Annotated in this window: 1 pseudogene; it reads left to right on the top strand. The window is 62.3% G+C overall.

Going from position 1 to position 276, the window contains the following annotated elements:
* Nucleotides 1-276, top strand: a pseudogene (locus SB756_RS29770) (Bcr/CflA family drug resistance efflux transporter); the annotation flags it as partial.

Below are 276 nucleotides of genomic sequence, written 5' to 3'. Positions count from 1 at the left end.
CCGGCTCGCCTTTCGTCTTCATCAAGCTGTATGGCGTGCCTGCCGAGCATTACGGCTGGTTGTTCGGCACCAATGCGGCAGGTTTTATCCTCGTGGCGCAGGTCAATGCACGCTTGCTGGCCAAGCGTGGCCCGGCTTTCTTGCTGGTGCGCGCAGTGTGGATGTACCTGGCCGCAGGTTTGCTGTTGCTTGGCGTTGCCGCGCTGCGGCCGAGCCAATTGTGGCCGCTGCTGGTGCCGTTGTTCGTGTGCATCGCAAGCCTGGGCTGCATCATCC

The organism is Pseudomonas sp. SIMBA_068 (genome assembly GCF_046534705.1).
Taxonomy (GTDB): domain Bacteria; phylum Pseudomonadota; class Gammaproteobacteria; order Pseudomonadales; family Pseudomonadaceae; genus Aquipseudomonas; species Aquipseudomonas putida.
Note: the sequence above shows the minus strand (reverse complement) of the source record. Positions and strands in the feature narration are given on the sequence as shown.